The organism is Arthrobacter sp. E70, from assembly GCF_058266945.1.
The window spans coordinates 41,189-64,515 of record NZ_JBYQFR010000016.1; the positions used below are offsets into that span (position 1 = coordinate 41,189).

The following is a 23,327-nucleotide window of genomic DNA, read 5'->3' on the forward strand; positions in this document are numbered from 1 at the left end:
TTTGCGCGGTTAGCCAAAACAGTCCTCTTCATTGATTCTGTCCGACCTTGCGGTCAGCGCAACACCGGCGCGGAGTCCTGCTCAGCGATGCGCGCATGTGCGGCGGCAGACGCTGCGGTCATTTCCGAGTGCACCCCGAGCTCGGAAAGGTAGGCGGCAGTCTCCTGCATCTCCCGTGACCGGCGGAGCGCGTGCTTGGGGGTGCCGGTCAGGAAGCGGTCGATGACGGCCTGGCCGTCGCCGGCGAGCTGGCTGGCGATCTGGCCGCGGATCCATTCTTCCAGTCCTGCTGCTTTTCCGGCGTTGACGGCTTCGACGACCACGGCTGCCAGGCCTTTCATCAGGACACTGCGGAGCAGCTTGTGAGCCATGGCCGCGCCCGGCCCTCCTGCGGTGATCTCGACGTCGACACCCAGCGGGCGCAGCAAATCTGCTACAGCCTGCGCTCCCGGGCCGCTGACCATCAGCGGCGTCTTTTCCCCCAGAGCCGACACCGGGCCAAGGATGGCGACGTCGGCGAAGCCGGCTTTGCTGGGAAGCTGCCCGAGCTCCTGCATGACGCCGGGCGACGACGAGGTGAAGTCGGCGTAGACGCTGCCGGCGCCGAGGACCGGCAAGCACTCCTCCGCCACGCTGCGGGCGGCGGCAGCACCGGTCATGACGAGGACGATGTCCGCGCCTTCACAGGCTTCCGCTGCGGTTGCTGCCCGGGCGACACCGTCCGGGGTGGTGGGGGCCACCGGGTCGAAGCCGGTGACCGTGTGGCCTGCCGCGGTCAGGGCGGCGGCGTAGGTGGCTCCGGCTTCGCCGAGGCCGATGACGGTGCACGCTGTCATGGTTTGCTCTGTTCCTTCTCTAGAACTGTTCAGGTTCAATTGCGGGCGGCGACGATGGCCTGGCGGCGGTTTGTCTCGTCCTCGAAGACTGCTTCGGCAGCCTCGGCGACGGCGGCGGCCCGCTCCCGCGGGATGACCACCACGCCGTCCGAATCACCGACAATGACATCGCCCGGCAGGACGGGAACCCCGCCGAAGGCGACGGCCGTTCCCAGCCTGAACGGGCCGTCCTTGTAGGGACCGGCGGGCGAAGTAGCCCGCGCGAAGACCGGCATACCAATCTCGCCCAGCGCCTCGGCGTCGCGCGCTGCTCCGTCAAGGGCGAAGCCGGCCACGCCGAGGTTAATGGCACGCTCGCCGATCAGTTCGCCGAGGAGGGCGCGGGATTCATCGCCGCCGCCGGCCACCACGATGACGTCTCCGGGACGGACCTGCTGCAGGGCCTGGTGGATGCCCTTGTTGTCGCCCGGGCGGGTCCACACGGTGAACGCCGGCCCGGCCAACTTTGCACCGGGCCAGACGGCCTGGATGGCGGAGTCCGCGACGCCGAGGCGGTCCATGGCATCGCCGATGTTGGCTGCGGGCAGCTTGGCAAGACGTTCGATGATGTCCCGTTGGGGACGTGCAAAGTCCGCGTCCGTGGCGTCAAGGGCTGGAGTCGTCATGATAAATCTTTCCGTTCAGGTGGGCGGGGTCAGTCTTTTTTCTGGACCAGCGGAAGGACCTTCTTGAAGTCCCCTTCCTGGCCTGCCCAGAAGGTCTGGTAGTCGGCGCTGTTCAGGTAGCTGGTCTGCAGGCCAAGGTCCTTCATCTTCTGCACCACGGCGGGGTCCTCGATGGCCTTCTGGATGGCGGCTTCGAGCTTCTTGGCCACGTCGTCGGGCAGGCCGGCCGGCGCGGAGTAGCCGCGGGCTGTTCCCGCCGTCATGTCGTAGCCGGACTCCTTGAAGGTGGGGACGTCCGGCAGGGAGGGGGCACGCTCCTCGGACATGACGCCCAGCACCCGCGCCTTGCCCTGCTTGTTGAGGTCGTTCACGTCACTCACGTTGGCCACCAGGACCTCCACGTGCTTGCCCAGGAAGGCGGTAGTGGCTTGTGAGGCCCCCTCCGAGAAGTGGACCGGCGCGAACTCCGAACCGGTTTTTTCCTGGATCTGGGCCAGGGCGAAGTGTTCACCGGTCTGCAGCCCGGTGGTGCTGGCGGTCATGGACTTGGGATTGGCCTTGGCCGCGTCGAGGAGGTCCTTGAGCGTCTGGTACGGGCTGTCCGGCTGGACGGCAATGACGGTGGGGTCGATGACCTGCCGGCCCAGGGGCTGGAAGCTTTCGCGGGTGTACTTGGCGCCGCGGGACGGATCCAGGGGCGAGACCACAACGGACGGCGAACCGGTGGCACCAATCGTGTAGCCGTCCGGCTTGGCACTGGTGAGCTGGGTGTAGCCGATCTGCCCGCCGGCGCCGGGCTTGTTGATGACCTCCACATTGGTGCCGAGTTCCTTTTCGAGGACCGGCTGGATGAGCCGTGCTGCCGTGTCCACGGCGCCGCCGGATCCGAAGGCCACGATGAGGTCGATCGACTTGCCCTTCTTTGGGAAGTCGCTGCCGGCCGCGCCGGCTGCTCCGGTGGCTCCGGCGTTGGCACCGCAGCCGGTCAGTCCGATCAGGGATGCCGCGGCGAGGGCGGCGGCGAGGCGCATACGGGTTTTCATGGTTCTTCTCCTTTGAAGGCGGGGATGTGAAGGTGGGGATCCGGGTTGGGTTTAGGTTTCGGGGTCTTCGTTTAGGGCTTTGGGCTTGCGGAGCTTCAGCAGCGGGCTGAAGACGATGAGCAGGCCCAGGCCGATCAGGACCGCGGAGATGGGACGGCTGGTGAAGATGCTGAAGTCGCCCTGGGATATCTCGAGGGACTCGCGCAGGGACCGTTCCATCAGCGGGCCGAGGACCAGCGTGAGCACCATGGGTGCCAGCGGGATGTCCAGGTGCCGGAGGGCCAGGCCGAGGAGGCCGAAGCCGATCATCACGAAGACATCGAAGACGCTGAAGTTGATGGTGTAGGCGCCGATGACCATGAAGAGCAGGATCAGGGCGGTCAGGATCGACGACGGGACGCGGAGGATGGAGGTCCAGAGCCCCACGAGCGGGACATTGAGCAGCAGCAGGATCAGGTTGCCGATGAAGAGGCTGGCGATGATTGCCCAGGCGATCTCGGAGTTCTCGGTGAAGAGGGTGGGTCCCGGGGTGAGGCCCTGCTGCAGGAAGGCGCCCATCAGCACGGCGATGGTGGGTGAGGCCGGGATGCCGAGGGTGAACAGCGGGATCAGGGCCGCGTTGGCGTGGGCGTTGTTGGCCGTCTCGGGGCCTGCCACGCCTTCGATGGCGCCCTTGCCCAGTTCGTGGCGGTTGCGGGAGAACTTCTTTTCCGCCCCGTAGGACAACAGGGAGGACACGGAGCCGGTCATGCCCGGGATGAGGCCCAGGCCGAAGCCGATGCCGGTTCCGCGGGCCATCGCCGGGGCGCTGCGGAGCCATTCCCTGCCGGTGGGCAGCAGCGAGCGCAGGTTGGGCGCGTGCACCGCTGCCGGCTGGTCGCCCTTGCGGTAGGACAAAAGTTCGGAGAGGCCGAAGACGCCCACGATCACGGCCACGAAGCTGACGCCGTCCAGGAGTCGGTCCATTCCGAAGGTGAAGCGCGGGGCGCCGGCCACAGGGTCGATGCCCACCATGGAAATCAGCAGGCCCAGGGCACCCGAGATGACGGCCTTGACCATCGATTTCCCGGCCAGCGCCACCAGGAGCGAGATACCCACCACCATCAGCGCGAAGAACTCCGGTGGCCCCACCAGCAGGCCGAGTTCACCCAGCGGTTTGGCTGCGGCCACAAGGCCCAGGGTGGCTATGGTTCCACCAACAAAGGATCCGACGGCGGCAATCGTCAAGGCGGCGCCGGCCTTGCCGATCTTGGTCATGGCGTAGCCGTCAATGGTGGTGATCGCGGAGGCCGCTTCTCCGGGGGTGTTCAGCAGCACGCTGGTGATGGTTCCCCCGTAGGCGGTGCCGTAGAAAATGGCACACAGCATGATGATCGCCCCGGTGGCGTCCATGTTCAGGGTGAGCGGGATGAGCAGGGCAACGCCTGCAACCGGCCCGATGCCGGGCAGCACGCCGATGATGGTGCCCAGCAGGCAGCCGAGGAAGGCGAACAGCAGGTTCTGCCAGGTCATGGCGGCCGCGAAGCCGTTGAGGAGTTCGTTGAGGGTATCCACGTCTAGAGTCCGATCGCGTTAAGGAAGGGCAGGGCGGACACCGGCAGCGCGACGTTCAGGCCGTAATTGAAGGCATAGAACGCTCCGAAGCTTCCGGCCACCGCGATGATCAGCGCGGAGACCCAGGTCCTGCGCCCGCGAATTTTCAGGTGGTACAGCAGGAACGCGAACATGCTCAGCTGGAAGCCGAGCAGGTCCATGACGGCTGCAAGGATCACGAGGCTGGCGACGACGCCGACCACCAATCCGCGGTCGATTCCGGGTGCGGTTTCGCTGGGGTTGCGGAGTTCCTGGAGCAGCCAGAGGAGCGCCATGGCCACGAGGACGGCCCCCATGGCGAAGGGGAACAAGCCCGGACCCGGCCCGAGCGACGTCCACAGTCCGAGGCTGACTGAACTGACCAGGACGTAGGTGCCGACGGCAGCAAACGCGCCGATTCCTGCCAGCACGGTGGGGGCCACCCGTACGGTGCTCCCGGGTTTCGTCGCGACTGACTCCGTTGTCATTGGGGGTTCCTTTTCACTGCGCGTCATTGCGTTTCATACAATGAAACTATATTGCGTACTGAGAAATAGTGACAGGAGACACAGGTGCTGTCAAGCGCAAGGAACTTACATAGAATGAAAGGATGGCGAAGACGACTTCCACCACGCCCGGTCCGGCAGAAGAGGGCGTGAAGTCCTCGAACATGCGCTCCCTCTCAAGGGCAATGGAGGTCTTTGCCGAACTGCAGAGGGCGGAACGGCCGCAGCGGCTCAGCGACCTCGCGCGGAATTGCGGCATGAGCCTGCCCACAACGCTGCGGATCCTGCGGGTGCTGCAGGATTTCGGGATGGTAAGCCAGACGGACAAGTCATACCGGATCGGTCCCGCAGTCCTGCCGGCGGCAAAGAGTTTCCTGGAAAACGATCCCTTGGCGGTCGCGGGACGGCCGGTTCTGCAGCAGCTCGCGGCCCAGACCGGAATGTCTGTTTCCCTGCACACCCGCCTCGGGTTTGAGCGGATCCTGGTAGCACGGGTTCAAGGCAAAGCGCCCATGCAGTATGACCTGCCCCTGGGTAAGCGCCTGCCGCTGACGCGTGGCGCGGCCGGAAAGATCCTGATCGCCGGCGCCCCTGATGCCGAACTCCAGCAGGTGGTAGCGGCCGCTATCGCCTCCGGTCACGAGGAGCCCGGATTCACGGTTGAGGAACTGAAGTCCCGGCTGCCCGAGCCTGGTTGTGACTACGCCTATTCCGCGAATGAGCGCGTGGTTGGCGTGCTCTCCGTAGGGGTGGCATTGACGAACAGAGCCGGCCGCGCCAACGAATCAATGGCGTTGAACTGCCCGGCGGAGGCGACGACCGAGGAGAAAATCAAAGCCAACGTTCCGGAACTGCGCCGTGCCGCCAGCCGGCTCTCCGAACTGCTCGAGGGCTCCGTTTACTGACCCCACCTCTTCGGCGTGAAAACGCGATTCAGTCCAGCTGCACGCCGCGAAGCAGCAGGAGCGTACCGCCCACCACGGCCGCCGAGGCGAGGAAGACGCCCCCTGCACCAAGTCCGGCAGCGACACCACCGATGGCGCTCGGCAGGACCACCTGGCCCACCCGGTTCCCCGCGAGCCGGAGGGCAAGCGCCCGCCCGCGCTGCCCGGCAGGGGCCTGTGCGGATAGCCAGGACATGGTCAAGGGCTGGCCGATGCCGAGCCCCAGCCCAAGTACGGCCATGACCACGAACAGCAGCCCCGCCGGCATGGGGATCGCTGCCACGCCCAGCGCCACGGTGGACAGGACAAGGCTCACCACCAGCAGCCTCATCCGGCCGATCCTGCGGGACACCCGGCCCAGCAGGAGCCGGGAAACCATGGAGAAGACGGCGCGGACGGTCAGCATGGCGCCGACCGTTGCCGCGGTGTACCCGCGGTCAGCACCGAGCGCGGGGAGGTAGACCACGGTCAGGTCCACCACCGCCAGGACGGTAGCACTGGTGGCCAGTGCCCGGGCGACGCCGGGGGCCTTCAGCAGTGACACGGCGCTGCCCTTGCCCACAGCCGCCACGGCCTTCTTCTGCCCACCGCTGACCTGGGCCGACACAAGGAAAGTGGTGGCAAACAGCACCAGGCCCATGACGACGGAGAGCAGGAAGATCGCCTGCGTATCGGGACGCACCGAGGCCCCTCCCACCAGCGAAATCGCCAGAGGCCCGAGCGCCTGCCCCAGGGAAGCGGCGAAGGTCAGGTAGCCGAAGGCGGAGTCCATCCGGGATGAGGCCGCATTGTTGGCCACCACCGCCTGCTGCCCCACCACGCACGCCAGCTGCCCTGCGCCCAGCAGCGCGGTGCCGACGACCAGTGCGGTGATCGATGAACCCCACAGCAGCAGGAAGGCGGAGCAGCCAAGGACGACGGCGGACCCGGCGGCCATGAGCCGACGCTCACCCAGGCGGTCCACCAGGGCGCCCGTGGGGACGGCGAGCAACAGGGGAAAGACGGCGTAGCTGGCCGCCAGCAGGCCGAGGGCGAACCCCGGGACGTCCAGCTCGAGCGCGCGGTACGTGGCGGCTGGCCGGACCAGGAAGGTGACGGCCTGTATCAGGGCGGAATGGATGAGGAGGGCCGTGGCCGAGCGGCGCCCGAGTTCACCGATCATGAACTGGCCACGCTGTTGCTGTCCGCGGTGTTGCCGGACATGGCACGGACCGCAGCATCGCGCGCGCCCATGACGTGGTCGAAGGCCAGTTTGGCGGCCCTTTCCGGGTCGCCGGCGGCCAGGGCTTCGACCAGGGACCGGTGCTGGGCCAGGGCCTGGTCCCTGCGCTCCTGGGTGCTGTTGGTGAAGTGCCGGTACCGCTCCATGTGGCTGGAAATCTGCTCGTGGAAGCGGCGGGCCCAGGAGTTTCCGGCGATCGCGGCGACCTTTGCGTGCAGCGCCATGCCCTGCCTCATGGCCTCGTCGGCAAATTTGACCAGGGCGGTGTTGCGTTCGAGGATTCCTTCAAGTGCTTCGATGTCCGCCGGCGTCGCTTTGATGCAGGCGCTGCGCGCCATGAGGGATTCCATCGCCGCGCGGACCTCGTAGAGTTCTGAAATCGCTGCCTCATCCAGCCCGGGTACCAGCACTCCGCCCGTGGGCTGCTGCTCCAGGAGGCCCTCCGATATCAGACGCCGGATGGCCTCGCGCAGCGGCGTGCGGCTGACCTGCAGCGCCGCCGCCATGGCAGGTTCGTAAATCCGCTCCCCCGGCTTCAGTTCCAGGCTCAGGATCTTGCGCTTCAGTTCGGCGTAGACAACGTGTGCGCCCGTGTTCCGGGTGCGTGCTTCCGGCATGATGTACCTCCGGAGCCATCATACTTGTATACATATATACAGGTAGCCACCGTGCACGCACCAAAGGAACGGGACAGCAATGCTGTCCCGTTCCTTTGTGGCTCTCCCTAACCTGTTAGGCGCCAGCGCCCGCCTTCTGCACCTCGAGGTCCGCAAGCGACTTGCCCTTGGTGTCCGGGGACATCAAGGTGGCCACCGCCGAGACGAGGCAGATGCCGAGCGTGGTCAGGCCAATGGTCAGTGGAACGTTGCTGGAGCCCGGAGGCGCGATCGCAGTGAAGATGCTCGGGAAGAACGACGCGATCATGAGCCCGATGTTTTGCGACACCGCGAAGCCGGTCACGCGGATGCGCATGGGGAACTGCTCCTGGAAGAACGTGGCGAAGGTGGCGTTCCACATCTGGAAGAAGATGCCCTGCACGACCACGACGCAGGCGAAGACGAGTGGCAGGCTCCCCTGCTCGATGGCCCACAGGTACCCGCCTACCAGCAGGCCGCCGACGACGCCGCCGCCAGCCATGAGCGTGCGCCGGCCGATCCTGTCGGACAGCGCACCGAACAGGGGGATCGTCACGACGGCCGCGATGTTGGCCACCAGGGTGACCCAGAGGAACTCGCTGCTGGAGAAGCCGTTGCCGTAGCCCTTCTGGGTGGCGTAGGAGACACCGAAAATGAGGGTCGCCATGCCGATGACGTTCGTGAAGGTCATCAGGATGCAGCGGACCAGGACGCCGGGACGCGTCCGGAGGAGGTCGACGAGCGGGAAGCGGCGTGTGGCTTGGGCGGTCCCGGACTGTGCCACGTAGGCGGGCGGCTCCTGCACACGGCGCCGGATGAAGTACCCGGCCAAGATCACGACGGCGCTGAGCAGGAACGGGATGCGCCATCCCCAGGTGCCGAACTGGTCGGCCGGAAGAATGGCGGCGAGCGGGAGCAGGACGGCGGTGGCCAGGATCGACCCCACCTGGGTGCCCTGCAGGCTGAAGCTCGCGAAGAAGCCGCGCCGGGCGTCGGGCGAGTGCTCAACGATCATCGCGCTGGCGCCGCCAAGCTCGCCGGCAACGGCGAAGCCCTGGATCAGGCGGAGGATCACCAGGAGCGCGGGGGCGAGAATGCCCACCTGCCCATAGGTGGGCAGGAATCCGACCGCGAAGGTGGCAAAGCCCATGAGGAGCATGGCGAACACGAGCACCTTCTTGCGCCCGTGCCGGTCACCATAGGCACCCAGGACGACGGCGCCGACCGGCCGGGATACGTAGCCGACGGCGTAGGTGGCCAGAGAGGCGATGATACCGACGGTGGGGTTCTCCGACGGGAAGAAGATGGCGGGGAAGATCAGCGTCGCGGCGAGCGAGTACAGCGCAAAGTCGTAGTACTCAAGGGCGCTGCCGATCCAGCCGCTCATCGCAGCCTTCCTCGGATCCCGCGAACCGGTGCCCGCTTCCCGGCGGGCCGGGATGCGGGGTGTGGTGGTGCTCATGTGCTTGTGTCCTTCGTCTTCATTGGCAAGGAACCGGAACCGCTGGTTCAGCAGCGTTCGAGGCTACGTCTGCGCCCACATGGCCCGGGGCAGGCCGGGAGCGTCAGCTCTTGAATCGATTCATCAAATATAGAAGGTGACGTGCATTACGTCAATGGGCAAGCGCTATCCCGGAGGCTGGCACTCACGTGCCCCTCCCCAGGGCAGGGAAGATTCTGTACCCTAGTCATACGGAGGGGAGTATCCCCCACTCCAGCCCATCGTCAGTACGAAGGCCCCTGAGCCTTCCGGTGGGCGGGCCAGTCGATGGCCGGGAGAGACCTCCAGTTGGTAGTTACTGACTGGAAGCAGGTGCCCCCTTGAACGTCCCCCTTTGGATGTGGTTCGCAGTCATCGGATTCATCCTCCTGATGCTTACCCTCGACCTTCTCGCCCACCGGCGTGCACACGTCATCACCGTACGCGAGGCCGCAGCATGGTCTGCAGTCTGGGTGCTCTTCGGAGTCGCCTTCGGCGGTCTTGTCTGGAGCCTCTACGGCGCTGAATTCGGGCAGCAGTACTTCGCCGGATACCTCATTGAGAAGTCGCTTGCCGTGGACAATGTCTTTGTCTGGGCCATCATCTTCACGTTCTTTGCCGTTCCCCGCGAGTACCAGCACAGGGTCCTCTTCTTCGGCGTACTGGGGGCGCTGGTGTTCCGCGGCCTGTTCATCGCGGCCGGCGCAGCCATCATCGCCAGCGCCGACTGGGTTCTTTACCTGTTCGCGGCGTTCCTGCTTTTCACCGGGTACCGGATGCTCAGGCAGCGGGACGAGCACATCGACCCGGCGAAATCACGGGCGCTGCGGCTGTTCCGGCGGCACGTTCCCATGACTGACGCTTTCCACGGCCAGCGTTTCCTCGTCCGGAAGAACGGCGCGCTGCTGGCTACTCCCCTGCTGGCGGTCCTGGTGCTGGTGGAGGTCACGGACATCATCTTTGCCGTCGACTCGATTCCTGCCATCTTTGCGGTCACGGACGAGGTCTTCCTGGTCTTCACCGCCAACGCGTTCGCGATCCTCGGTCTGCGGGCCATGTACTTCCTGCTGGCGGACCTCATCCACCGGTTCGTGTACCTGAAAGCCGGCCTGGCGCTGGTGCTGATCTGGGTGGGCGTGAAAATGGCCCTGAAGATTGAGGTCTACTACATCCCGACGCCGGTTTCCCTCGCGGTCATCACCGCAATCCTGGGCATTTCCATCGGCGCGAGCCTCCTCGCCACGCGGCGCGCGGGCAGCCGCCCCGAGGTGCCGGCGCCCGCAGTTCCGCCGTTCCGGAATGCCACCGCAGAGGAACTCGAGTCGCTGCAGCCCCTGTGGCGCAAGGCAGGCAGCAATGACGGGGCATCGGCCGCGGAGAAGTCCATGAAGTGACGCCCGGGCTGTCCGGGCGGGCGGCCCCGCCCGGACAGCCCCTGCGGAATGTCGGAGGTCCGTCCTAGACTCGTGCCATGAGCGACAGCAACCAGGAAACACTCGGCAGCCCTACCCCTGAGCCGGACGCAGGACTCAACCGCGACCCGGAAGACTGGGTTACCGGCGATGAGCCGATGACGGCGGCGCAGCGCAGCTACCTTGACACGCTGGCCCGGGAGGCAGGGGAGGAACTTCCCGCGGACCTCAGCAAGGCGGAGGCATCAAAGCACATCGACCGGCTGCAACAGCGCAGCGGGCGGGTGTCCGGGGAAGGTAACAGCTCCGGCAGTTAGGCCGGAAGCAGCGGCCTACCAGGCCTGGTGTTCGCGGGTGAGACCGAAGGGCACAGCGTCGCTGAGGTCCACCGTGAACTTGTTGGCGCCGTGGCGGGTCACCAGGATGCCATGGCGCTTGCCGATCAGGGCGTGGGCTTTGGCGGCGGAGACGGCGGCGTCGAGCTCGCTGTCCATGCTTTGGCGATCGGATACGGTGAGGGTCAGCGGAAAATTCATGGTCTTGCCTTGTTTCTTTCAGGGGTGGGTGGGCAGTACGCCGCCACGCGCTCCCCCTGGCTGCTTAGGCGGTAAGGCATTTCAGTGCCTCGGACCATGGTGCCTGAGCATTTAAGGGCCAGCAACTTTAGATAAAAACCGCAGGTCAGCGTCGGGCGCCTTCACTTTGTCCTGTCAATTACGGGCGGTTAGGCGCCGTCAATTAGAGTTGAACAGGGAGCGGAAGCCGATATGCCGGCCCTCCAATGCCCCTGCAAACCCGCTTCGCGGCATGACCTGAGCCATTTGCGCGCCCGCTGACTGTGCAACGACCTGACAAGGATTCCGCCATCTCCACCGACGCTTTCTTCGGCAATCTGACCCGGATCCGCAACGTCATCCTCCCCAACAAGGTACGTGGCGCACTGAACACCGGGCGCGGCCTGCTGGGCGGCTTCATCGTGGTGCACCTCGTCTTCCTCATTTTTGCGGCGTCGCTCTCCCTGCGCGGCGAGGCCTTCAGCGACACGTTCATCTACCGCGACTGGGCCATGGCCGGCTTCAATGATGCGAACCTCCGGGGCGGCCCCAGCCCCTGGGTCTACCCCATCCTGGCGCTGATCCCGATGGCCATCGCGGGACTGGCCGGCCCGGGACCGTTCTTCTTCCTCTGGGTCCTCATGACCACGCTCCTCAACGGCTGGGCGCTGCTGAAGCTGACGGAACGCGGCCGGAACGCCAACGCCATCCCCGCCGGCTGGTGGTGGCTTGCCTTCACCTTCCTGATGGGCTGGCTGGGATTCGCCCGCGTGGACGGCCTGACCGCCCCGCTGGTCCTGGTGGCCCTGGCCTACGGCGTGGGACGCCCCTTCATCGCCTCCGTCCTGCTCGCCATCGGCACTTGGGTGAAGGTCTGGCCTGCGGCCATCATGCTGGCCCTCTTCGCCGTCGTGAAGAACCGGCTGCTGGTGGTGTTGGCAGGAATCGCGACGACGGCGGGCGTCGTCGCGCTGGCAGCGGCACTGGGCAGCGTCCCCAAGCTGTTGAATTTCCTCACGCAGCAGGGCGACCGCGGCATGCAGCTTGAGGCTACCTTCACCACCCCTTGGCTCTGGCTTTCCGTCCTGAACGTGGGCGGCTCCCGGATGTACATGAACACGGACATCAACTCCATGCAGGTGGACGGTCCCGGCACGGCGACCATGTCGGTCCTGATGCAGCCGCTGCTGGTCCTGGCCGCCCTGCTGGTGGCCGGGCTGACCTTCTGGGCGCTGCACAACGGCAAGCAGCACAAGGTGGCCGGCGGCGTGGACCGCACCGAGCTGCTCCTGGCCGGCGCCCTGACCCTGGCCACCGCGTTCGTGGTCTTCAACAAGGTTGGCTCCCCCCAGTTCATGGTGTGGCTTGGCCCCGCCGTGGCCGTGGGGCTGGCTCACAGCTGGCGTGAATGGCGCGTACCAGCGCTGATGCTGATCGCCATCGCCGTGGCCACGTACTTCATCTACCCGCTGTTCTACGACGCCCTCAGCCACAACAACCCGTGGATGGCGCTGGTGCTGACCATCCGCAACGTCCTGCTGGTGGTGCTGTTCCTGTGGAGCGTCCGGCGCCTGTACTCGCTGGGCAAGAAGACCGCCGCTCCCGCCCCCGCGCTCAAGGAGTCCTGAGATTTCCACGAGGTTCTTTGACCGCCTGGTGACGGTCCGTACCAAACTGCTCCCGGCAAAAGTGGTGGACTGGTTTGCCCGCCCGTCCAGCGTCTGGTGGGGCTTCGCCGTCGTCCATCTGTACTTCCTGGGCTGGATGGCCTCCTTCTTCCTGAACGGCGACACGTTCAGCGACACCGAGCAGTACCGGCAGTGGGCCACGGCCGGCTACAACCCGGCGGACCTGACCGGCAAGATCAGCCCCTGGGTCTACCCGGTGCTGGCGCAGATCCCCATCTTCCTCGCGAACATCGCCGGGCCCAGCCTCTACCTGCTGGTCTGGTTCCTGATCATTACCGCGCTCAACGCCGTCGGCCTGCTCTACCTGACCCGGGGCCCGCGAAAGGTAGCGGGCGTTGCACCGGCCTGGTGGTGGCTGTTCTTCACCGTCTTCATGGGCTACCTCAGCTTCGCCCGCGTGGAGGGCATCACCGCCCCGATCGTACTGATCGCGCTGCTGTACGCCGCCGAGCGGCCCGTGGTGGCCGGCACCCTGCTGAGCATCGCCACCTGGATCAAGGTGTGGCCCGCCGCGGTCCTGGTGCCCATCGTCATTGCCAGCCACCGGCGCATCCAGGTGGTGCTCGCTGGGGCGGCCGTCACCGCCGTCGTGGCCCTGGGCACGTGGCTGTCCGGCGGCCTGCCGCACATCATGGACTTCCTGCTGAACCAGGGCGAGCGCGGCATGCAGCTTGAGGCCACGTTCTCCACCCCCTGGGTGTGGCTGAGCGTGTTCCACATCGCGGGCTCGAAGATGGCGGACAACACGGCCATCAACTCCACCGAGGTGTACGGTCCGGGCGCCAGCACCGCCGCATTCCTGATGCAGCCGCTGCTGGTCCTCGCCGCTGCCATTGCGGCCTTCCTGCTGTTCCGGGCGATGCGCCGCGGAGCCGAGCGCGAGGAACTCTTCCTCGAAGGTGCCCTGATGATGGTCACCGCGTTCATCGTGTTCAACAAGGTGGGCTCGCCGCAGTTCATTATCTGGCTTGCGCCGGTGATTATCGCCGGCCTCACGCACGACTGGGAACGCTGGAAGGTCCCGGCGGCCCTGCTGATGGGCATCGCGATGACCACGTTCGTGATCTACCCGCTGTTCTACACCCCGCTCATCCATGCCCACCCGGTCATGGCCGCCATCCTGACCACCCGCAATGTCCTGCTGGTGGTGCTGCTCTGGTGGTCGGTGAAGCGAACGGCGGAGCTGGGCCGGAAGGCGCCGGCGCAGGTTCCGGCGGGAGCCTAGCGGCTGTCGGAGCGGTCGACGGCGGACGGCGCGGCATCAGCGCGGCGCGCCGCATCTGCCCGGCGGGCCGCGGCGTGTTCCGCCGCCCAGCGCCAGCCCCTGCGGGCCAGGTCCAGCGGCTTGCCCTCGATGAGCAGCTTGCGGGTGTGCACGTCAAGGACCAGCAGGTAGAACGTGAACGCCAGGGCGGTGAAGAACGCCAAGGAGGACGCGTCCACCGGCAGTTCCACAAAGGACCAGACGGAGAGCTGGTCCTGGGCTCCGAACACCACGAAGAACGTCACCCCCACGTACAGGGAACGGATCTGCCAGTCGTCCCGGATCCCGGTTACGGCCAGGAACGGCAGGAACCACAGGATGTACCAGGGCTGGATGATCGGTGAAAGCATCACGACGGCGGTGAACGCCAACGCCATGCGGCGCACCACGCGGGAGTAGTCGCCGCGGAACATCAGCAGCAGCACCAGCCCGATGGCCGTCCACTTCATGCCGGTGCGCAGCCACGTGGCAAGGGTCCCGCCGGGCAGGCCCAGGACGTTGGCCAGGACCTCCACCTGCTGGCCCAGGAAACCCGACGGCGAGTAGCCCGTGTAGCCGGGGGTCGGGTCCATGATCGCCCAGGTCCAGCCCATGCCCAGGTTGTATGGCACTCCGCTGAGCGCCAGGACGCCAAAGCTGATGCCCGCCGTCGCACCCCACATCAGGAACCTCCGCAGCCAGGAGGCCGACGGGCCGGCCCACATGAGGCCGATGAACGGCAGCAGCAGCACGGTGATGGGTTTGATGCCGATGGACGCCGTCACCAGGAGGATGCCCAGCAGATGCCGGCGCGTGGCCGCAGCGTAGACACCGGCGACGGCGAGTCCCACCATGAGTGCGTCGTTGTGCGCGCTGGCGATGAAGCTGATCAGGAACAGCGGGTTGGCCACGGAGATCCACAGCGCCCGTGCGCCGTTGATGCCATGCAGCTCCGCCAGCTTGGGGATAAAGATGATGCAGAGTACGACGCCGATTCCGGCCAGGAGGCGGAACAGCAGCACGGAAGCATCAGGCTGGGCGCCGGTGATCCCGACCACCGCCCTGGCCAGCCAGAGGAAGTACGGCCCGTACGGCGTCCGGGCTTCGGCCCAGGCGGGATCGGCCCCGAGTGAGAACCAGTTGCTCAGAGTGGAGATGCCCACCCGGTACGGGTCCTGGCCTTCCATCACCAGCCGGCCCTGGCCGGTGTAGGCATAGACGTCGCGGGAGAAGACGGGGACGCAGAACACGAGCGGCAGGGACCAGGCGGAAATGGCGACCACCACGTTGCGCAGCGACGACGCTCCCCAGTCTCCCAGCCGCTGGCCGAGGCGCAGCCAGGAGCGGATGAGCAGCATGGCACCTGCCGTCAGCAGGACGGTGGACACGGCCACTCCCCAGCCTTCGGTGCGGAGCGCAATCACTACCGGCTGGCGGATCATGGGCGACCCGTTGGCGATCCAGCCCGTACCGATGGAGCCGATGAACATCATCAGGGAGCCGATGAAGCCTTCGATGACGGCAACGTAGGCGCGGCGCTTGGCGGTTCCGGAGGTTTGCCCCGGCACGCCGGCCTGGCTCTCCGAAGTCCCGAGGTGTGACCCGCCTGCCGTCATGATGTTCGTCTGGTCCCCTACGTTGATACGGCGCTGGCTGGACCAGCACCCGGCCGCCCTGCGCAACCCGGCCATTTTATCAGCCGGCCTTCGAGCTGCCGGGGGCCGCGGCCGGGGCGCTGCCGTGTGAGGGTAGTGTTGCACATGCGGCAGGAGTCTCCGCTGCATTCTTGCTCCGCCCAACTGTCTCCCCTGGCAGGGCTGGACCCGTGCGCATCGTGGCGCGCAATAAACGTTGCCCACCGCTCTTCCTACCAGAGCCAAGTCCCTGGAGCCGCTCCATGGCCGTCGCCGACCCTCCCCGCCCCGTCCGGCAGCCCGCCACCGTCCTGACCGCACTGCGCTCTCCACGGCAGCTTTCCCGAGAGGTCTTCGCCGGGCTGGTCACCACCCTCGCCCTGGTCCCGGAAGTCATTTCGTTCTCGATCGTTGCCGGGGTGGATCCGATGGTGAGCCTGGTCGCCTCCATCGTGCTGGCCTTGGCCATGTCGGTCCTTGGCGGGCGGCCTGGCGTGGTGACCGCCGCGGCCGGTTCCGTGGCCCTCGTCATCGCCCCGCTCGTCCACGAACACGGCGTCGAGTACGTCCTGCCGACGGTGCTCCTTGCCGGCGTAATCCAGGTGGTGTTCGGTTTTGCCGGCCTTGCCCGCCTCATGCGGTTCATCCCGCGCTCGGTCATGATCGGCTTCGTCAATGCGCTGGGCGTGCTGATTTTCGTCGCGCAGGTGCCGCATGTGCTCAACGTTCCCTGGCTCGCCTACGTCCTGTTCGCTGCCACACTGGCGATCATCTTCGTCCTGCCGCGCTTCACCAGGGTGGTTCCGTCACCGCTGGTGGCGATCGTCGTCGTCACGGCCATCGCCATTATCGCCGGCCTGTCCGTCCCCAACGTCGCGGACGAAGGGCCGCTCACGGGCCGGATGCCCGGCATCACCCCGTTCCTGGTTCCCCTTGACCTCGCCACCTTCCAGCTGATCCTGCCCACTGCGCTGAGCGTGGCGTTCGTCGGCCTCATGGAAACGCTCCTCACGGCGAAACTCGTGGACGACATCACCGATACGCCGTCCCACAAGGGGCGCGAGTCCTGGGCCCTCGGAGTCTCGAACATCCTCGCCGGCTTCTACGGCGGCATCGCCGGCTGCGCCATGATCGGCCAAACCGTCCTCAACGTGAAGACCGGCCAGGCCCGCACCCGCCTGTCGACGGTCGTGGCCGGGCTGTTCCTGCTGGCCCTGGTGACGGGGCTGAGCTCGATCATGGGCCAGATTCCCATGGTTGCCTTGGCGGCGGTCATGATGGTGGTCGCCGTGACCACCGTCGACTGGCACAGCGTGAAGCCATCCACCCTGAAACGGATGCCCCTGCCGGAGACGATCGTCATGGTGGTCACGGTCGCCGTGGTGGTCCTCACCGGGAATCTCGCCTACGGCGTCCTGGTCGCCGTCGTCCTGGCCATGGTGCTGTTCGCACGCCGCGTGGCACACGTGATCACCGTCGACCGGACCCTGGCAGCCGACGGCGGGGGCGTCCGGTATGAGGTGGTGGGGCCGCTGTTCTTCGGCAGCAGCAATGACCTCGTGGAGCACTTCGCGTACGCTGACGACCCCGGCTCGGTGACGATCGACCTCAGCCGCGCCCAGATCTGGGACGCCTCGACCGTGGCCGCGCTCGACTCCATCGAAACCAAATACGCCAGCCATGGGGCGACGGTGGCGATCGAAGGCCTCGATGAGCGCAGCACCGGTTTCCACCGCCGCCTCACCGGCCACCTGGGCGCCTAAGCGACTGGCGGCACGGTAAAGGCGGGACCGCAGTGCGCGGTCCCGCCTCCTGCCGCACGGGCTAGGAGAAGCGCCCGGGCCGGAAGGTGGCCAGCATGGGGTGCTTCCTGCCGGTCAGAATCTCGCCGGCAAGCAGTTCGCCGGCGATAAGGCCCAGGGTTGCGCCAGAGTGCGTGAAGGCAACGAAGCAGCCGGGCGCCTGGCCCAGCTCGCCCAGGACCGGCTCGCCGTCGCCGGGAATCGGCTTGTAGCCCATCTTCCAGGAGGCGGGCTTCAGTTCGGGGTTGCCGGCCACCAGCTTGGACGCCTCATCGGCCAGTTCCTGCACCACTTCGTCAGGAATGGTGAAGGAGCCGTCGGCGTGCTCCGTGATGTGCTCCTCATACCAGTCGTGATCCAGCGCGAACGTGCCGCCCGGGTTGGGCCGCAGCGCAGCGCGCGGGGTGTTCATCACGGCAGTGACCTCGTGCTGCACTTGCTTGGTCACCACCAGCATGGACACCGGCGAACCATTGGGGATGTGCACACCCAGGGGTTCGACGACGGCGGGCGTCGCTGCGCCGCATGCCACCAGGACGGCGTCGGCCGGGTAGGTCCCGCCCGCCGCGGTCTCCACGCCCGTGGTGCGTCCGCCCTCCACCATCACGGAGGCCTTGCCGGCGTTGAGGACCAGTTCGCCGCCGCGGGCGTGGAATTCCTCCATCAGGAAGTCGATCAGGTCCGGCAGACTGACCCAGCCTTCGCCCGGGTTGAAGATGGCGTTCTCCGGGACGGCGCTGGAATCAATGCCGGGGGTGGTTGAGGTGATGTCTTCAGGGGCAAGCAGCCTGGAGTCGTAGCCAATGGACTTCTCATAGGCGTGCCGTGCCTTGGTCGCTTCGCTTTGGCCCGCGGCGTTCCACATGAGGCCGCCGCCGAACTGGAGCCATTCCCGGCTGGGATCGGAGGCGAAGAGCGTGCGGTAGCGGTCCACGCCGGCAACCCGGAGCTGGTGGTAAGGGGTGGACCGTTCGCCGGCGGAGTTGAGCCAGGACAGCGAGCGGCCGCTGGCTTCGCTGGCCAGGCCGCGCTCGGTCAGCAGGATCACGGAGGCTCCCTCGCGGAGCAGGTGTACGGCGGTGGAAACGCCCAGGATGCCGCCGCCGATGACGGCGACGCGCTTGGCAGGTGCTGCAGAGGACATGGTTCGTCCCTTTCTCTGGAAGATGGGTGGGTTCGGACGCAAACGGTGCGTCCTCGGAAAAAGATTCGGGGAGGGGCGTCAGGCCAGGGCGTGGAGGCCTTCGATGACCTTCAGTACCTCGAGTGGCCCGGCGGGGTCGACGGGCAGCGGGCCGTTCCCGCGGAGGGCGGATGCCAGCTGGACGTAGAACTTCGGGTAGTCGCCGCGTTCGGCGGGTACGGGCGCAGTGCGGCCGTCCACTCCCAGGAGCCCCCAAGACTCCTGGGAGTCCACGCCGTAAGCAGGGTCCGACGGCGGTATCCCGGCTGCGAGGGCAGGTTCCTGGCCGTCCAGTCCCCACTTGGTGTACCCGGCCTCGGATCCGAGGACGTGGAAACGCGGGCCCACCTGGGCGGCCATCCCGTTCATCCACAGCCGGGAGCGGACGCCGGACTCGTGCAGCAGTGAGACGAAGGCCTCGGTGTCGGCCGCGTCCGGATGTGGACCACGGTTGGCCGTCTCGCCGTAGCTCCGTTCCACCGGGCCGAACAGCTGGATGGCCTGGTCGATCAGGTGGGCTCCGAGGTCGTTGAGGATGCCGCCGCCTTCGGCGAGGGTCACCGTGTCCCGCCAGTTGCCGAAGCCCTCCGGCCGCCACCATTCGAACCGCGACTCGAAGCTCCGCACGTCCCCGAGGGCCCCGGAGGCCAGGACCTTTTGGAGGGTCAGGAAGTCGGCATCCCACCGGCGGTTCTGGAACACCGTAAGCTGCACCCCGCCGTCGGCCGCCCTGCTGACCAGTTCCTCACCCAGGGCGGATGTGGGCACGAAAGGCTTGTCCACCACCACGTGCAGTCCGTAGGCGATGGCCGTCGAGGCGAGCCCGTAGTGTGTGTGGGGCGGGGTGCCCAGGATGACCAGGTCCAGGTCTGCGGCGAGGGCGAAAAGTTCCTCATTGGTTCCGATAATCCGTGCCTGCGGGTAGAGCCGTGCCGCCTCCGCGGCGCGTTCGGGCCGGGCCGTGACGATGACGTCCAGCGAGAACTCCGGGTTGGCTGCGATCAGCGGCGCGTGGAAGACCTTGCCGGAGATGCCGAAGCCGACGACGGCGGTCCGGATGGGTGCCGCTGTAACCGTTCCCATCAGAGCACCTCGGAGAGGAAGCGCTGGAGGCGTTCACTGCGGGGGTTGTCGAAGAGCCGGGCGGGGGTGCCCGCTTCGACGACTTCGCCTTCGTTCATGAAGACCACCTGGTCGGCGACTTTGCGGGCGAAGCCCATTTCGTGGGTGACCACCACCATGGTCATGCCGCGGCGGCCCAAGCCTGCCATGAGGTTCAGGACGCCTTTGACGAGTTCGGGGTCCAGTGCGCTGGTGGCTTCATCGAAGAGCATGACTTCCGGTTCCATGGCCAGGGCGCGGGCGATGGCAACGCGCTGCTGCTGGCCGCCGGACAGGTCGCGGGGGCGGTGGTCGGCGCGTTCGGCCAGCCCTACTTCGGCAAGGCGCTGGCGGGCTTTGGCCATGGCCTGGGATTTCGGCATTCCCTTCACGGCCCAGAGTGCCAGGGCCACGTTTTCTTCGGCGGTGTGGTCCGGGAAAAGGTTGAAGTGCTGGAAGACCATGCCGATGCGGGTGCGCAGGGTGTCCGGGTTGGTGCCCAGGGTACTGTCGCCGGCCAGCAGCACGTCGCCGCTTTGCGGTTCATGCAGCCTGTTGATGCCGCGCAGCAAGGTGGACTTCCCGGATCCCGAGGGTCCGATGATGCAGGTGGTGGTGCCCGGAGCCACTGTGAGGCTCACGTTGCGCAGAACCTTGATGTCGCCGTAGGCCATGGTGAGGTTACGCAGTTCCAGGCTTGAGCCGTGGAACGTCTTGTGGTCCGACTGCGTAGCGCTGATGTTTTTAGTGGGCGTGTTCATGTGTTGCTCCCGGTGGTCAGCGGCGAGGCCGCGTCCAGTTCCTTGACTTCCTTCAGGCCGCTCGTGGGCGGTGCGGGGCGGCGGCGGCCGGTGCGGAACTTGTTGTCGAAGTGGTTCACGAGGTGGGTCAGCGGGACGGTGATCACCAGGTAAAGGACGCCGGCAGCCACCAGGGGTGAGAGGTTGCCGGAGAGGACGGCGGCATCCTGGCCTACGCGGAAGAGTTCGCGTTCGGTGACCAGCAGGCCCAGGAAGTAGACCAGCGAGGAGTCCTTGACGATGGCGATGAACTGGTTCACCAGGGCCGGAAGCACCCGGCGGACGCCCTGCGGCACCACCACCAGCGCCATGGACTTGGCGTAGCTCATGCCCAGTGCACGGCAGGCCTCGCCCTGGCCCTTGTCCACGCTGAGGATGCCGGCGCGGAAGATTTCGCCGATGTAGGCGCTGGCGATCAGGCTCAGCGCGATGATCCCGAGCGGGTAGGGCGACGGGCCGAAGATTGACTGGCTGAGGCGGGCGAAACCCTGCCCGATCAGCAGAATGGTAAGGATGGCGGGCAGGCCGCGGAAGAGGTCGGTGTAGATCCGGGCCGGTACCCGCAGCCATGTGGACGGGGAGATGCCCATGACGGCCACCACCATTCCGAGCACCGTGCCAAGGACGGTGGCGGCGATGGAGATGATCAGCGTGTTCAGCAGGCCGACCGTCAGGAGTTGGGGCAGGACCTCGGCCATCGCGCCGAAGTCGAAGAAGGTACGGATGATGGTGTTGAGCCAGTCCATGGTTGCTCTCAGACGTTGTGTGTTGTGGAATGCCGGGCGGGTGCGCAGTGCGGCCCGCCCGGCTGTGCACCCGAAGGCTTATGCGCCGGGCTTACGTGCCGGCTTACTTGTTCGGCGCCGGCGAGGCAGACGCGGAGGCGCCCTGTTCGGCCTTGGGCAGGTACTGCTCGGGCATCGGGGAGCCCGGGAACCACTTCTGGTAGAGCTTCTTCCACGTGCCGTCCTCCATGGCTGCGGCGAGGCCCTTGTTCAGGGCTTCCTTGAACGCCGTCTTGCCCTTGGCCACAGCGAAGCCGGCGGGTGCGTCGAAGGACGGGATGTCCGCGGCGCTGACCAGGCCGTGCTGCTCCTCGTAGGCCTTGGCGGCCTCGTAGTCCAGGAAGTGGGCGTCAACGGTTCCGCTGTTGACCGCCGCGATGGCAGTGTTGTTGTCCGGGAAGCGGACCAGGCTGGCCGACGTGAAGTTCTTGACCGCGTAGGCCTCCTGGAGGGTCCCCTGGACGACGCCCAGGCGCTTTCCAGCCAGCCCGTCGGCACTGGTGATGCCCGAGGTTTTGGTGGTGATGACCGTCAGGTAGCCCGCGAGGTAGCCGTCAGAGAAGTCCACGGTTTCCTTGCGCTTGTCCGTAATGCCGATCGCCGCGACGCCGGCATCGAACTGCCCGTTGGCAACTGCGGCAAGGAGGCCTGAGAAGTCCTGACCGGTGAAGACGACATTGTCCACGCCGGCCCGGTGGGCCACATCCTTGAAGAGTTCGACGTCGAAGCCGGTGAAGTTACCCGAGGCGTCGGCGAACGTGTACGGCTTTGAGTCGCCCAGGCTGGCCACCCGGATGGTGCCCGGCTGGATCAGGCCGTACGGGTTGTTTTCCGTGCTGGAGGCCGCGGAGGTGGAGCCGCAGCCGGAAAGCGCCAGTACCGCCGCTATTGCTGCCGCCGCGATTCCTGCCGGTCGGAAATTCTTTTTCTTCACAGCGTTGTCCAATCGTTGGGAGGGAGGCGGTGCTGTCATGGCCGCCGAAGAAAGTCGCCGATGCTCTTGTTGAGTCCGGTCTCACACCCTAGGATTGAGACCGGACTCACATCGATGGATAGAAATGTAGCCGAAGTCACAGGGGCCGTCAACAGCCCTTCGAAAGGTGAAGATGAAGGCTGAAGGAGCACGACGTCGGGACGTAACCGTTGCCGACGTCGCAAAGGCCGCCCAGGTCTCCAAGGCCCAGGCCGCACGCGCACTGGGCAATTACGGAGCAGTCAGCGACGAGGTGCGCGAACGCGTCCTTGCCGCGGCGGAGTCGCTTTCGTACCGGCCCAATGAGCTCGCCCGCAGCATGAACACGGGGAAGTCCCACACCATCGGAGTCGTGGTTGGCGATATCGAGAACCCGCACTTTGGCCTTGCTACCCGCGGGATCACGGACACCGCGAAGAAGGCCGGCTACAACGTCATCCTGGTCAATACCGACGAGGACCGCACTGCGGAGGTGGACGCCGTCCGGGTCCTGCTGGACAAACGCGTGGACGGGCTCATAGTTGCCCCGGCGTCATCCTTGGATACCGGTCACCTCCAAGAGGTGCACCGGTCCGGACGGCCCTTAGTCTTCATCGACCGCACCGCCGGGGAAATGCCTGTGGAGACCATGGCCGTGGACATGGCAAGGATTTCGCGGGAAGCAACGCAGTACCTGCTCGACGCCGGACACCGGCGGATCGCCTTCATTTCGACGCTGCGGACGGACGCTCCCTACACGCCGGGGATGACCCTGGAGTCATCCCAGATAGCCGACCGCATCGAGGGGATGCGGCAAGCATTCCTGGAGTCCGGGCTGCCGTTCCCGGAGGACCTTGTCAGGCTGAACGCCGGCGACGAAGACTCCATCCGCAGCATCACCCGTGAAGTGCTGCGCGGCCCGGGGCATGCCACGGCCGTGGTGGCTTCCGATGGCCTGATCGCACTCAGCGTGGTGGAGGCAATCCAGGAGCTCGGCCTGTCCATTCCAGCGGATGTTTCATTCCTGATGTACGACGACTTCGCCTGGACCAGGCTCACAACCCCGCCCCTTACCGTCATCGCCCAGCCCGTCTACAACATGGGCGTGGCCGCGGCCAAGGCGTTGATCCGCCAAATGGAAGGGCAGCCACCTGCCGCTCCCGCGCAGTTCACCGCCACCCTGGTGCGGCGGGGGTCGGTGGGGCCGTGCCGGGAAGCGACAGAGATCCCCCGGAACCGGCGGCTGGGTGCCAGGCCCAATTGACCACCG

22 protein-coding genes are annotated in these 23,327 nt (G+C 66.5%); 7 read left to right on the top strand and 15 right to left on the bottom strand.

Annotated features, from left to right (window positions below):
- Positions 1-53: 53 nt before the first annotated feature.
- From AC3IMC_RS17710 to AC3IMC_RS17730, 5 genes are read right to left on the bottom strand one after another with little or no spacing between them, the layout of a single operon-like run.
- Positions 54-836: an NAD(P)-dependent oxidoreductase gene (locus tag AC3IMC_RS17710; RefSeq protein ID WP_490920011.1), complete on the bottom strand. Its 783-nt coding sequence runs from the start codon at positions 834-836 to the stop codon at positions 54-56.
- A gap of 35 nt (positions 837-871) precedes the next feature.
- Positions 872-1,501 (bottom strand): RraA family protein, encoded by a 630-nt coding sequence (locus tag AC3IMC_RS17715; protein ID WP_490920013.1) that lies wholly within the window; start codon positions 1,499-1,501, stop codon positions 872-874.
- 29 nt (positions 1,502-1,530) lie between these two features.
- Positions 1,531-2,544 carry a tripartite tricarboxylate transporter substrate binding protein gene (locus AC3IMC_RS17720; RefSeq protein ID WP_490920014.1) on the bottom strand — a complete coding sequence of 338 codons (1,014 nt, stop codon included), beginning with the start codon at positions 2,542-2,544 and terminating at the stop codon, positions 1,531-1,533.
- A gap of 51 nt (positions 2,545-2,595) precedes the next feature.
- A complete protein-coding gene (locus AC3IMC_RS17725) occupies positions 2,596-4,098 on the bottom strand; it encodes a tripartite tricarboxylate transporter permease (protein WP_490920015.1) in 1,503 nt (500 codons plus the stop codon).
- Positions 4,099-4,100: 2 nt separating this feature from the next.
- Positions 4,101-4,604 (bottom strand): tripartite tricarboxylate transporter TctB family protein, encoded by a 504-nt coding sequence (locus tag AC3IMC_RS17730; RefSeq protein ID WP_490920016.1) that lies wholly within the window; start codon positions 4,602-4,604, stop codon positions 4,101-4,103.
- A gap of 122 nt (positions 4,605-4,726) precedes the next feature.
- On the opposite strand from AC3IMC_RS17730, the gene AC3IMC_RS17735 reads away from it, so the two are divergent.
- Positions 4,727-5,527: an IclR family transcriptional regulator gene (locus AC3IMC_RS17735; RefSeq protein WP_490920017.1), complete on the top strand. Its 801-nt coding sequence runs from the start codon at positions 4,727-4,729 to the stop codon at positions 5,525-5,527.
- Positions 5,528-5,555: 28 nt separating this feature from the next.
- On the opposite strand, the gene AC3IMC_RS17740 is transcribed toward AC3IMC_RS17735, so the two are convergent.
- From AC3IMC_RS17740 to AC3IMC_RS17750, 3 genes are all read right to left on the bottom strand, one after another.
- Entirely contained in the window at positions 5,556-6,728 is a 1,173-nt protein-coding gene (locus tag AC3IMC_RS17740) for an MFS transporter (RefSeq protein WP_490920019.1), read from the bottom strand.
- Complete coding sequence (locus AC3IMC_RS17745; protein ID WP_490920020.1) at positions 6,725-7,405, bottom strand: GntR family transcriptional regulator; 681 nt, start codon at positions 7,403-7,405, stop codon at positions 6,725-6,727. The genes AC3IMC_RS17740 and AC3IMC_RS17745 overlap by 4 nt, the downstream gene beginning before the upstream one ends.
- Positions 7,406-7,520: 115 nt before the next feature.
- Complete coding sequence (locus AC3IMC_RS17750; RefSeq protein ID WP_490920021.1) at positions 7,521-8,885, bottom strand: MFS transporter; 1,365 nt, start codon at positions 8,883-8,885, stop codon at positions 7,521-7,523.
- Between the two features lie 359 nt (positions 8,886-9,244).
- Here AC3IMC_RS17750 and AC3IMC_RS17755 point away from each other — a divergent pair, with 359 nt between their 5' ends.
- Together AC3IMC_RS17755 and AC3IMC_RS17760 are read left to right on the top strand one after the other, a co-directional pair.
- Positions 9,245-10,297 carry a TerC family protein gene (locus AC3IMC_RS17755; protein WP_490920022.1) on the top strand — a complete coding sequence of 351 codons (1,053 nt, stop codon included), beginning with the start codon at positions 9,245-9,247 and terminating at the stop codon, positions 10,295-10,297.
- 77 nt (positions 10,298-10,374) lie between these two features.
- A complete protein-coding gene (locus AC3IMC_RS17760; protein WP_490920023.1) occupies positions 10,375-10,632 on the top strand; it encodes a DUF3072 domain-containing protein in 258 nt (85 codons plus the stop codon).
- Positions 10,633-10,647: 15 nt separating this feature from the next.
- Here AC3IMC_RS17760 and AC3IMC_RS17765 read toward each other — a convergent pair whose 3' ends face one another.
- Positions 10,648-10,851, bottom strand: a complete 204-nt coding sequence (locus AC3IMC_RS17765) for a hypothetical protein (protein WP_454483552.1) — start codon at positions 10,849-10,851, stop codon at positions 10,648-10,650.
- Positions 10,852-11,153: 302 nt separating this feature from the next.
- On the opposite strand from AC3IMC_RS17765, the gene AC3IMC_RS17770 reads away from it, so the two are divergent.
- Both AC3IMC_RS17770 and AC3IMC_RS17775 read left to right on the top strand, forming a co-directional pair.
- Complete coding sequence (locus AC3IMC_RS17770) at positions 11,154-12,497, top strand: glycosyltransferase family 87 protein (RefSeq protein WP_490920024.1); 1,344 nt, start codon at positions 11,154-11,156, stop codon at positions 12,495-12,497.
- 28 nt (positions 12,498-12,525) lie between these two features.
- A complete protein-coding gene (locus AC3IMC_RS17775) occupies positions 12,526-13,782 on the top strand; it encodes a glycosyltransferase 87 family protein (RefSeq protein ID WP_490920026.1) in 1,257 nt (418 codons plus the stop codon).
- On the opposite strand, the gene mptB is transcribed toward AC3IMC_RS17775, so the two are convergent.
- Positions 13,779-15,416, bottom strand: coding sequence for a polyprenol phosphomannose-dependent alpha 1,6 mannosyltransferase MptB (gene mptB, locus AC3IMC_RS17780; RefSeq protein ID WP_490920028.1), 1,638 nt, complete (start codon positions 15,414-15,416; stop codon positions 13,779-13,781). The genes AC3IMC_RS17775 and mptB overlap by 4 nt on opposite strands.
- A gap of 281 nt (positions 15,417-15,697) precedes the next feature.
- Here mptB and AC3IMC_RS17785 point away from each other — a divergent pair, with 281 nt between their 5' ends.
- Positions 15,698-17,197 (top strand): SulP family inorganic anion transporter, encoded by a 1,500-nt coding sequence (locus AC3IMC_RS17785; RefSeq protein ID WP_490920029.1) that lies wholly within the window; start codon positions 15,698-15,700, stop codon positions 17,195-17,197.
- Positions 17,198-17,258: 61 nt separating this feature from the next.
- On the opposite strand, the gene AC3IMC_RS17790 is transcribed toward AC3IMC_RS17785, so the two are convergent.
- The 5 genes from AC3IMC_RS17790 to AC3IMC_RS17810 all read right to left on the bottom strand — a co-directional run bounded on the left by AC3IMC_RS17790 (position 17,259) and on the right by AC3IMC_RS17810 (position 22,039).
- A complete protein-coding gene (locus AC3IMC_RS17790; protein WP_490920030.1) occupies positions 17,259-18,380 on the bottom strand; it encodes an NAD(P)/FAD-dependent oxidoreductase in 1,122 nt (373 codons plus the stop codon).
- Positions 18,381-18,458: 78 nt separating this feature from the next.
- Positions 18,459-19,502 (bottom strand): Gfo/Idh/MocA family protein, encoded by a 1,044-nt coding sequence (locus tag AC3IMC_RS17795; protein WP_490920031.1) that lies wholly within the window; start codon positions 19,500-19,502, stop codon positions 18,459-18,461.
- Positions 19,502-20,281: an amino acid ABC transporter ATP-binding protein gene (locus tag AC3IMC_RS17800; protein WP_490920032.1), complete on the bottom strand. Its 780-nt coding sequence runs from the start codon at positions 20,279-20,281 to the stop codon at positions 19,502-19,504. Before AC3IMC_RS17800 ends, AC3IMC_RS17795 begins: the two co-directional genes overlap by 1 nt.
- On the bottom strand, positions 20,278-21,066 hold the full coding sequence (locus tag AC3IMC_RS17805) for an amino acid ABC transporter permease (protein ID WP_490920033.1): 789 nt from the start codon (positions 21,064-21,066) through the stop codon (positions 20,278-20,280). Before AC3IMC_RS17805 ends, AC3IMC_RS17800 begins: the two co-directional genes overlap by 4 nt.
- Before the next feature lie 103 nt (positions 21,067-21,169).
- Positions 21,170-22,039, bottom strand: a complete 870-nt coding sequence (locus AC3IMC_RS17810; RefSeq protein WP_490920034.1) for an ABC transporter substrate-binding protein — start codon at positions 22,037-22,039, stop codon at positions 21,170-21,172.
- Positions 22,040-22,211: 172 nt separating this feature from the next.
- Here AC3IMC_RS17810 and AC3IMC_RS17815 point away from each other — a divergent pair, with 172 nt between their 5' ends.
- Positions 22,212-23,321, top strand: a complete 1,110-nt coding sequence (locus AC3IMC_RS17815) for a LacI family DNA-binding transcriptional regulator (protein ID WP_490920035.1) — start codon at positions 22,212-22,214, stop codon at positions 23,319-23,321.
- Positions 23,322-23,327 lie beyond the last annotated feature (6 nt).

What these genes read in the sequence shown, in the direction of transcription:
- AC3IMC_RS17710 (WP_490920011.1), bottom strand. Translation starts at nt 836, where the DNA reads ATGACAGCGTGCACCGTCATCGGCCTCGGCGAAGCCGGAGCCACCTAC.
- AC3IMC_RS17715 (WP_490920013.1), bottom strand. Translation starts at nt 1,501, where the DNA reads ATGACGACTCCAGCCCTTGACGCCACGGACGCGGACTTTGCACGTCCC.
- AC3IMC_RS17720 (WP_490920014.1), bottom strand. Translation starts at nt 2,544, where the DNA reads ATGAAAACCCGTATGCGCCTCGCCGCCGCCCTCGCCGCGGCATCCCTG.
- AC3IMC_RS17730 (WP_490920016.1), bottom strand. Translation starts at nt 4,604, where the DNA reads ATGACAACGGAGTCAGTCGCGACGAAACCCGGGAGCACCGTACGGGTG.
- AC3IMC_RS17735 (WP_490920017.1), top strand. Translation starts at nt 4,727, where the DNA reads ATGGCGAAGACGACTTCCACCACGCCCGGTCCGGCAGAAGAGGGCGTG.
- AC3IMC_RS17740 (WP_490920019.1), bottom strand. Translation starts at nt 6,728, where the DNA reads ATGATCGGTGAACTCGGGCGCCGCTCGGCCACGGCCCTCCTCATCCAT.
- AC3IMC_RS17745 (WP_490920020.1), bottom strand. Translation starts at nt 7,405, where the DNA reads ATGCCGGAAGCACGCACCCGGAACACGGGCGCACACGTTGTCTACGCC.
- AC3IMC_RS17750 (WP_490920021.1), bottom strand. Translation starts at nt 8,885, where the DNA reads ATGAGCACCACCACACCCCGCATCCCGGCCCGCCGGGAAGCGGGCACC.
- AC3IMC_RS17760 (WP_490920023.1), top strand. Translation starts at nt 10,375, where the DNA reads ATGAGCGACAGCAACCAGGAAACACTCGGCAGCCCTACCCCTGAGCCG.
- AC3IMC_RS17765 (WP_454483552.1), bottom strand. Translation starts at nt 10,851, where the DNA reads ATGAATTTTCCGCTGACCCTCACCGTATCCGATCGCCAAAGCATGGAC.
- mptB (WP_490920028.1), bottom strand. Translation starts at nt 15,416, where the DNA reads ATGACGGCAGGCGGGTCACACCTCGGGACTTCGGAGAGCCAGGCCGGC.
- AC3IMC_RS17785 (WP_490920029.1), top strand. Translation starts at nt 15,698, where the DNA reads ATGGCCGTCGCCGACCCTCCCCGCCCCGTCCGGCAGCCCGCCACCGTC.
- AC3IMC_RS17790 (WP_490920030.1), bottom strand. Translation starts at nt 18,380, where the DNA reads ATGTCCTCTGCAGCACCTGCCAAGCGCGTCGCCGTCATCGGCGGCGGC.
- AC3IMC_RS17795 (WP_490920031.1), bottom strand. Translation starts at nt 19,502, where the DNA reads ATGGGAACGGTTACAGCGGCACCCATCCGGACCGCCGTCGTCGGCTTC.
- AC3IMC_RS17800 (WP_490920032.1), bottom strand. Translation starts at nt 20,281, where the DNA reads ATGAACACGCCCACTAAAAACATCAGCGCTACGCAGTCGGACCACAAG.
- AC3IMC_RS17805 (WP_490920033.1), bottom strand. Translation starts at nt 21,066, where the DNA reads ATGGACTGGCTCAACACCATCATCCGTACCTTCTTCGACTTCGGCGCG.
- AC3IMC_RS17815 (WP_490920035.1), top strand. Translation starts at nt 22,212, where the DNA reads ATGAAGGCTGAAGGAGCACGACGTCGGGACGTAACCGTTGCCGACGTC.